This window comes from Mesorhizobium sp. M7A.F.Ca.ET.027.03.2.1 (assembly GCF_003999175.1).
GTDB lineage: Bacteria > Pseudomonadota > Alphaproteobacteria > Rhizobiales > Rhizobiaceae > Mesorhizobium.
Map to the genome: position 1 here is coordinate 1 of NZ_RZOM01000206.1, position 7047 is coordinate 7047.

Annotated in this window: 6 protein-coding genes and 1 pseudogene; 5 read left to right on the forward strand and 2 right to left on the reverse strand. The window is 57.7% G+C overall.

What is annotated here, in order from left to right; all coding sequences use genetic code 11:
• Together EN750_RS11790 and EN750_RS11795 are read left to right on the forward strand one after the other, a co-directional pair.
• Positions 1-277: pseudogene (locus EN750_RS11790) on the forward strand (lipopolysaccharide biosynthesis protein); the annotation flags it as partial.
• On the forward strand, positions 274-1314 hold the full coding sequence (locus EN750_RS11795) for a glycosyltransferase family 2 protein (RefSeq protein ID WP_127267494.1): 1041 nt from the start codon (positions 274-276) through the stop codon (positions 1312-1314). The pseudogene EN750_RS11790 and the gene EN750_RS11795, both read left to right, overlap by 4 nt.
• An 82-nt stretch (positions 1315-1396) precedes the next feature.
• Here the strand turns inward: EN750_RS11795 and EN750_RS11800 are convergent, their stop codons facing one another.
• A complete protein-coding gene (locus EN750_RS11800; protein ID WP_335930787.1) occupies positions 1397-1921 on the reverse strand; it encodes a helix-turn-helix transcriptional regulator in 525 nt (174 codons plus the stop codon).
• 462 nt (positions 1922-2383) lie between these two features.
• On the opposite strand from EN750_RS11800, the gene EN750_RS11805 reads away from it, so the two are divergent.
• On the forward strand, positions 2384-4060 hold the full coding sequence (locus EN750_RS11805) for a PAS domain-containing protein (RefSeq protein WP_348629589.1): 1677 nt from the start codon (positions 2384-2386) through the stop codon (positions 4058-4060).
• Here EN750_RS11805 and EN750_RS11810 read toward each other — a convergent pair.
• Positions 4053-4727: a response regulator transcription factor gene (locus tag EN750_RS11810; RefSeq protein ID WP_127382236.1), complete on the reverse strand. Its 675-nt coding sequence runs from the start codon at positions 4725-4727 to the stop codon at positions 4053-4055. The genes EN750_RS11805 and EN750_RS11810 overlap by 8 nt on opposite strands.
• Positions 4728-5237: 510 nt before the next feature.
• On the opposite strand from EN750_RS11810, the gene EN750_RS11815 reads away from it, so the two are divergent.
• Positions 5238-5960: a sugar phosphate nucleotidyltransferase gene (locus tag EN750_RS11815; RefSeq protein ID WP_127396530.1), complete on the forward strand. Its 723-nt coding sequence runs from the start codon at positions 5238-5240 to the stop codon at positions 5958-5960.
• Between the two features lie 39 nt (positions 5961-5999).
• The coding region (locus EN750_RS11820; protein WP_145967575.1) for a DegT/DnrJ/EryC1/StrS family aminotransferase at positions 6000-7047 on the forward strand (1048 nt) is incomplete at its 3' end.

Below are 7047 nucleotides of genomic sequence, written 5' to 3' on the forward strand. Positions count from 1 at the left end.
GTCGACTCCGCTCAGCGACGTTCCCGCTCTGTTACGGCGGCAAGGAACAAGACTGGTCATCGACCTCGCACGGGCGGTTCTCGTGTTTGGCCCGCTGCTCGCCGGCGCCCAGGCGGGCTGGCAGCCAGTCACCGTCATCTATTTCATGGCCGCCGGCGGCGCGTCGGGTTTCGCTCTGAAAATGGCAGCATCACTGTACCTGTTGACCCACGACCCTCAACCAGCAGGCGCTGCAACGTGCGTCCAACATGAATGTCTCGAGGAAAAAACACCATGAATTCGTCGTCGATTGACAACCTTCAAGCGGCAGTTGCGGTCACCCAGCATGACCGGGCCGATGTCTCATGGTCACGCCCTTTCATCTCGGTCGGGATACCAACCTTTCGTCGACCGGATACGATCCGCAGGGCGATCGACAGCGTCTTGGGCCAGGATTACTCCGATTGGGAGTTGGTCGTGAGCGACGACGAGGGACCGGAGGGCGAGACTTGGGCTATCGTGACCGACTACGCACGGAGCGAACCTCGCATCCGCATTATCGAAAACAGTCGAGGTCGCGGTCAGGTGGAGAACACCAACAACGCTATGCTGGCTTGCTCCGGACGATGGATCAAGTTGCTGCATGACGATGACTGGCTTGCGCCAGGTGCACTCAGGACATTCGCCGAAGTTGCCAAACAGTATCCCTCAGTCGCCTTCATGACGTCAGCCGCAAACATAATCGAGGACAAGCGAGTGCGATTTCGCCAAGTCCCCAAGGAGCAGGAACCGATCTCGCTTTATTCCAGCCAGCAGTGCCTGATGGACCTCTATCTGGTGCGTGCGACACGCTGCCTGGGGATTATTCCATCCACATTGTTGATCAACAGCGACGTCATTCGTGCCGGCTGCTTGATGCGCACGCACAAAGAGATTCCGGCCGGAGTGGATCAACTGTTCTTCGTCGATCTAGCCAGCCATGGGGACATGGTGGCGATAAGCGATCCGCTTACCTTTTACGATGCGACGAACCATCCAAGCATTACAACGTCAAAGAGTTTCCGCGAGGTCGACGAAGTGACCCTCGCCGTCAAGCAGCTTAACTGGAATCTCATCAAGGACCGCAACCATCTCCCGCCTCCCGAGACATTGCTGCGGGCATTGCGGGTTGCTCGTATTCCCATGAGGTTCCACCAGCAGTCCTGGTTGACCACGTTCCTGGACGGGATTCAGATCTTCCGGCCTTCCGTCATGAAGGTGGCGGGCTGGCACGTGCTTAACCACGTGTTTGCAATCCGCCCAAGATTGGGCCGGGTGCGCACACGACGGCGGTAGGGTGAGTCTGGCGGACAAGCACGCCAGCAACAGATTGCGCGCGCACAAGCCTGTTGCGCGCGCGCATGGTACGGCCGTTACCTCACGGCAGGACGCATATGCGCCCAAGAAGAGCTACCAGTTCCGCCTGGCGCCGAGTTTCGGTCTTGGCGAACAGCGACGCCAGCTGTGACCTTATCGTGGTCCGGCTCAAGCGCCGCTTGCGGGCTATCTCCAAAGGGGCATCGCCCTGCGCCAAGCGCAGCGCGAGTTGCGTTTCGGCACTCGTCAGACCAAACATTCTTTGCAGCGTCTGGGGATTTGGCCCGGACCTGTTTTCACGATCCAGCAGCGCCACGATACTCGTCGCGTCAGGCGTTGCTATGCCCTTCTCGTTCAAAACCAAGGGCCTGTCGCCCATGCCGCGGATCACCACCCATGAAAGCGTGCCGGGAAGAAAATTCCCCGGCACGTTTGCGATCAGCCGCCTCAGAGCAACCGACACCTTGCCGGCCGTATCAGCTGCCTCGCCCTCGCGCTCCAAGGTGTTTTGAGCGGCTGAATTCCACTCCATGACCTTCCTGTCGCTGTTCAGGATCAGATAGCCACACCCGATGCGATCAAGCATTCCCACAACAGATGCAAGGCTGCTCTGCTTTGGCTCGACGGCCACGCCGTCGAACCTTTGTGGTGCTTGGTGCCAGGCGGAACCATGGCCACCCTGCGTTCTCAAGGCCGAGACGGGCTTTCCCCCGAAACCTCCATATTGGCGACCAAGAACTCCATCATCTTGCCTACCAACCAATGCCATTTTCTTACCTCCCGCAAAACGGCAACGCCCCCTAGTCAAAAGGAGGTGCCTTAAACATGTCAGTCAGGTCGCTTGGAGAGTTGCGGTCAGATCCGCCCCCGACATCGGACAAAATGCGCGCTACAATCCCGGGGAACAATCCTGCGGTCGGACTAGTCTGTACGCTTTTCGGTCTAATCTCGACGGACTAGTCAGAAGGTTCTAATCTGGCACATGCGTTTGCATTCGCTCAGTTTGCACCCGAACAGCTCAAGCAAGTTGCTAACCCACCTTGCCTCAATGTCGCTCCTGATCGCGACACTTGCAGTGGAGACAGCGCTGCCGGCGTCTCTGGCATACGACATCGGCTTTTTTGAGTTTGTTCCCACCATTATTGCCATCTCATATCTCGAAGATCGCCTGGTCGCCCTTGCGGCAACGTTTGTGATGGCGGCTGTCGGCTTGTTGGCGCGGGATATCCTGAACAATCCAATTGACGTCGAGGTTTGGATTAGGGCCATTCTGCTGCTGGTTGCAGGCGGGATGATCGCCCTGACTTTCCACCGGCAGAGGCAGGACTACCGCACCCTTTTGCAGGTTGCAGAGGCCAGACTCGTGGCCTTGGAGGCAACCGAAAACAGCTATCGCTGGGCATTCGAACGTGCCGCCATTGGCTTTGCCAACATGAGCGAGAACGGAGAGTTGCAACGGTCCAACAAACGTCTTTGTGAGATGACAGGGTATGTCGAGGAGGAGCTTTCGAGTCTGCCGCTCAGGGCACTCGTCCATCCTGACGACAACCACACTTTGGCGGAAGCGTTGACTAGCCTCAAAGACACGACTTCTTTCGGCTCGGAGATCCGTCTCCTGAGAAAGGATGGCACGGTTTTGTGGACAAGATTGGCGCTGTCTTTGGCCGTGCCAGCCGATGCTCTCCCTCAAAGCATCTTTGTAATGGTGGACGATATATCTGGAGAGCGAACCGCCCGCGAGGCACTCCAGGCTCAAAAGGAATGGTTGGACCTGGCACTGTCGTCCAGCCGATTGGGAACGTGGCGTATAGATTTCGAGAGCGGGTCCGTGAATGGCTCAGCCGCGTTCTGGGAAATGATGGGACTGGCACCCGCGCCGAGCCGTCCATTGCAGGAATTGGCCGCGGTCGTTCACCCGGCCGACTTGCCTAATCTGGCGGCCCCGGGAGAGCTTGCATCAGGCGCCAACTATGATGCGGAGATCCGCATCAGGCGAGCTGGCGGGCATATCCGCTGGATTGCTCTTCGGGGCCGGGACGAATTGCGCGACGGTCGTGCACAGCGAATAGGAGTCGCCGCGGATCTCACCGATCGACGCATAACCATTCTGCTGCGGGCTGCGGCGAAGAAGCGAGAGCGGGCCATGCTTGAACAGCGCCATAGGCTCAACAATCTGTTTCCGGTGATCACGGCGCTTGTAAATATGGTCGGTGCCCCCGACAACGATATTGCCCGTTACAAGCAGACACTGATCGAAAAAATCGGCGCACTCCAGGCGACGCATCTGCTTCTTTCACGCGATGGCAGCCTGTCGGCTTCCCTCCGTGACCTCATTGCTCAGGAATTGCAGCCCTATATGGGGACGCACAACATTTCGATCAGTGGACCCGAAGTAAAAATGGCAGAGGGTTCGGCTGAGAGCTTCGCAATGATCGTTCACGAACTTACGACCAATTCCGTGAAGCATGGGGCTCTCGGCACTCCGGCAGGCCGGATCGAGGTCGTGTGGCAATTCGCAGCCCAAGAGCCCGGCGCCGACATAGTGTTCGAATGGTCGGAATCGGGAGAGCGCCGGGTCTCCACCTCGGCTCGGCGTGGCTTTGGGTCGTTGATTATTGGAGCTGACGGTGAACCTATCGTGGGCCACTCTTCCAAGCTCGAGATGCTGGATCACGGACTGAAATATTCGGTCCGGCTGCCGCCAAAAGCAATCGGCGCTAGTTGACGTCTCTGGCGGCCCATGTCTTCAGCAGAACCGCGGCCTCTGTCCGATTTCGTGCCCCAAGTTCGCGCAGGACGGCGGCGGCATGAATCTTCGTCGTCGCTTCTGCAATTTCAAGAGAGCGGGCAATCTCTTTGTTCGAGTAGCCTTCGGCCATCAACCTGAGGACTTCCTTCTGTCTGGACGTAAGCCTGCCCAGATTGTTGACGCTGGTGTTCCTGTGGGGCATTTGCGTGGGAGCCGCGGATGGAAGGCGTACCGACTCCTTGGGCCTTTGTGAAAGAAGTGCCGGAACGTAAATACGGCCGGCCAGGATTTCGTTCACCGCCAGGACCACCTCCTCGTCCGTTTGGGATTTTACGATATAGCCATGAAGCCCAATCGATAGGGCAGTTAGAATCTCGGCGCGTGAATCCGTCCCCGAAACAATTGCAAACCGTGTGTCGGGATGAGCCGGTAAGACGTCGCGAAGATCATCCTGACCCGACAGTCCCGGCATGTTCAGGTCGAGGATGGCGAGATCGACGGGCGCCCGATCTTCAAGCAGGCTTAAGACGGTATCAAAACACGCCGCTTCGAATATTTCCAAGTCTGGCATGCCGGCCATCAATGCCAGTCGCAGCCCACGACGATACAGGCCGTGATCGTCGGCGATGATAATACGATACATGAACCACCCACCTTTTGGCAGCCCCGCATGTGTCCCTAGCTGCCGAAACCTCCGTCTGGATGGACCGTACGGTGACCCAACACAGATCAGCCGCCCGCTGATCCCCCGTATGTCGACGCTCGCCGCCGCCCATCCGCATATTTCAACTTTCTAATATAGCTTACACTCGCACGCATTTCAGGGCCAGATATTGAAGTGTTTTTTTCGTACGAATGGTAGCGATGCCCTTCCGAGAAGGTCGTTACCGGCGCCGGACATGCGCACAGCAGTTGCCAGTCGAGCGGCTACAACTCCCCGGCGCTGATTGATCGCCCTGCCGCGCCATGCCCTGCCGGCTGGAATATTGAAATCAAAAGGCCGGGAAAGTGCCATTCAAATGCACGACGACGCCTTCTCGGGCGCCACTTACCATCGCTGCACTCCGGAGAGGCGAAGCCAACACTGGCGTACCTTCCGGCCGGGTGGGCTGGACCCATCACACCGCGACAGTCGTATCAACAGGAGGACGAGATGAAAGCGGTCATTCAGTGCGGTGGAATGGGAACACGCCTTCGGCCTTTCACATCCATCTTGCCCAAGCCTCTCATGCCGATCGGTGCTCGACCGGTTCTTGAATTGCTTTTGAAGTGGCTGCGACGGAACGGCATTCAGGATGTCTACGTCACGACCGGCTATCTGGGGCACTTGATCCGCACCGTATGCGGAGACGGATCACAGTGGAATCTAAGGATACGCTATACCCAGGAGTTGGAACCTCTCGGCACTATTGGCCCGCTCTCCCTGATCAGGGAGGAACTGGACGAGCCGTTCATTGTTCTCAATGGGGACGTACTTACCGATCTCAGTCTCAGCCGGTTTGTGGCGTCACACCGCACTCATACGGATCCAGTCACCATAGCCACAGCTTCCCGCATCATCAAGATGGACTTCGGCGTCATCGACGAGGTCGGCAATACTGTCCAGGTATTTCGCGAAAAACCGACACTGTCTCATCTGGTAAGTATGGGTATATATTGCATGAATCCAGATGTTTTCCGTTTTATACCTGACGGCATCGCCTTCGGATTCGACGACCTCATGCTGCAGATGATGCAAAACGGCACGAATGTGCACGTCTACAAACATGACGGGCTTTGGCTGGATATCGGACGCGTTGAAGATTTTCAAAACGCACAAACGATTGCCTGGGAAGAGCAGTCCGCATCGATCGAGGTCTCGGCAGCGGCCGCTTGAGGGCTGAACGCCCTGCCGCGCCAACATGAGGAGGTCGTAATGCTCTTGGTCAGCGCTCCTATTCTTGGCTTTCCGGAAAAGGCAGCCCTGGCCAAAGTTGTCGACAGTGGGTGGCTGACGATGGGGGACCAGGTAAGAGCCTTTGAAGAGGCCTTCGCAGCCGTGCATGATGCGGTCGATTGCGTCGCCGTCAGCTCTTGCACCGCCGCCCTGCATCTCATTCTCCATGGACTTGGGATCGGCCCCGGAGACGAAGTGCTGGTTCCCTCGCTGACCTTCGTGGCGACCGCGAATGCAGTGCTGTACGTAGGAGCAACACCGGTATTCGTCGACATAGAGTCGGCCGAAGTGCCACTGATGTCCCTAAGCGACGCGGAAGCCAAGTGCACCGGACGTACCAAGGCTGTCATTCTCGTCCACTTTGCCGGCTATCTTGCCGACCGGGAAGAATGGCAGAGATTTGCCCGTGTGCGAGGACTGCATATCGTCGAGGATGCCGCGCATGCTCCCGGCCTTAAGGAGGTGGGGACTTACGGTGCGGCCGCGGCCTTCAGCTTCTACGGCAACAAGAACATGACCACCGCGGAAGGTGGAGCCGTTATCGCCCGGGATGCACAGCTCCGTGAAGCGATCCGCCAGGCTCGCGGACATGGGATGACCAGTGGCACACATCAGCGGCTGAACAGCCGCACGCCGCAATACGACGTGACGATGCTCGGTTTCAATTATCGCATGGACGAATTGCGCGCCGCTATTGGCTTGGTCCAACTTCAAAATCTGCAGGAATGGAATGAAATCCGGCGCATATTGGTCGTCCTCTATCGGCGTCTGATCGCAGATTACTGCTCCGCTGTGACAGTCCCGTTCGGCAAACCGCGGACCTCGGCCTACCACATCATGCCTGTCCTCCTGCCGCATGACGTCGACCGGCAAACGGTGATCGACCATCTGCGAACGAAGGGGATACAGACCACAATCCACTATACGCCCGTGCACCAGATGACGCTTTATCGCCAAATGTTCACTGAAATCCATTTGCCGAAGACCGAGGACTTCGCGCAGCGGGAGCTGACGATTCCACTACACC

Bases quoted from the DNA above. Each gene is read 5' to 3' on its own strand.
- EN750_RS11795 (WP_127267494.1), top strand. From the start codon at position 274: ATGAATTCGTCGTCGATTGACAACCTTCAAGCGGCAGTTGCGGTCACC.
- EN750_RS11810 (WP_127382236.1), bottom strand. From the start codon at position 4,727: ATGTATCGTATTATCATCGCCGACGATCACGGCCTGTATCGTCGTGGG.
- EN750_RS11800 (WP_335930787.1), bottom strand. From the start codon at position 1,921: ATGCTTGATCGCATCGGGTGTGGCTATCTGATCCTGAACAGCGACAGG.
- EN750_RS11815 (WP_127396530.1), top strand. From the start codon at position 5,238: ATGAAAGCGGTCATTCAGTGCGGTGGAATGGGAACACGCCTTCGGCCT.
- EN750_RS11805 (WP_348629589.1), top strand. From the start codon at position 2,384: ATGTCGCTCCTGATCGCGACACTTGCAGTGGAGACAGCGCTGCCGGCG.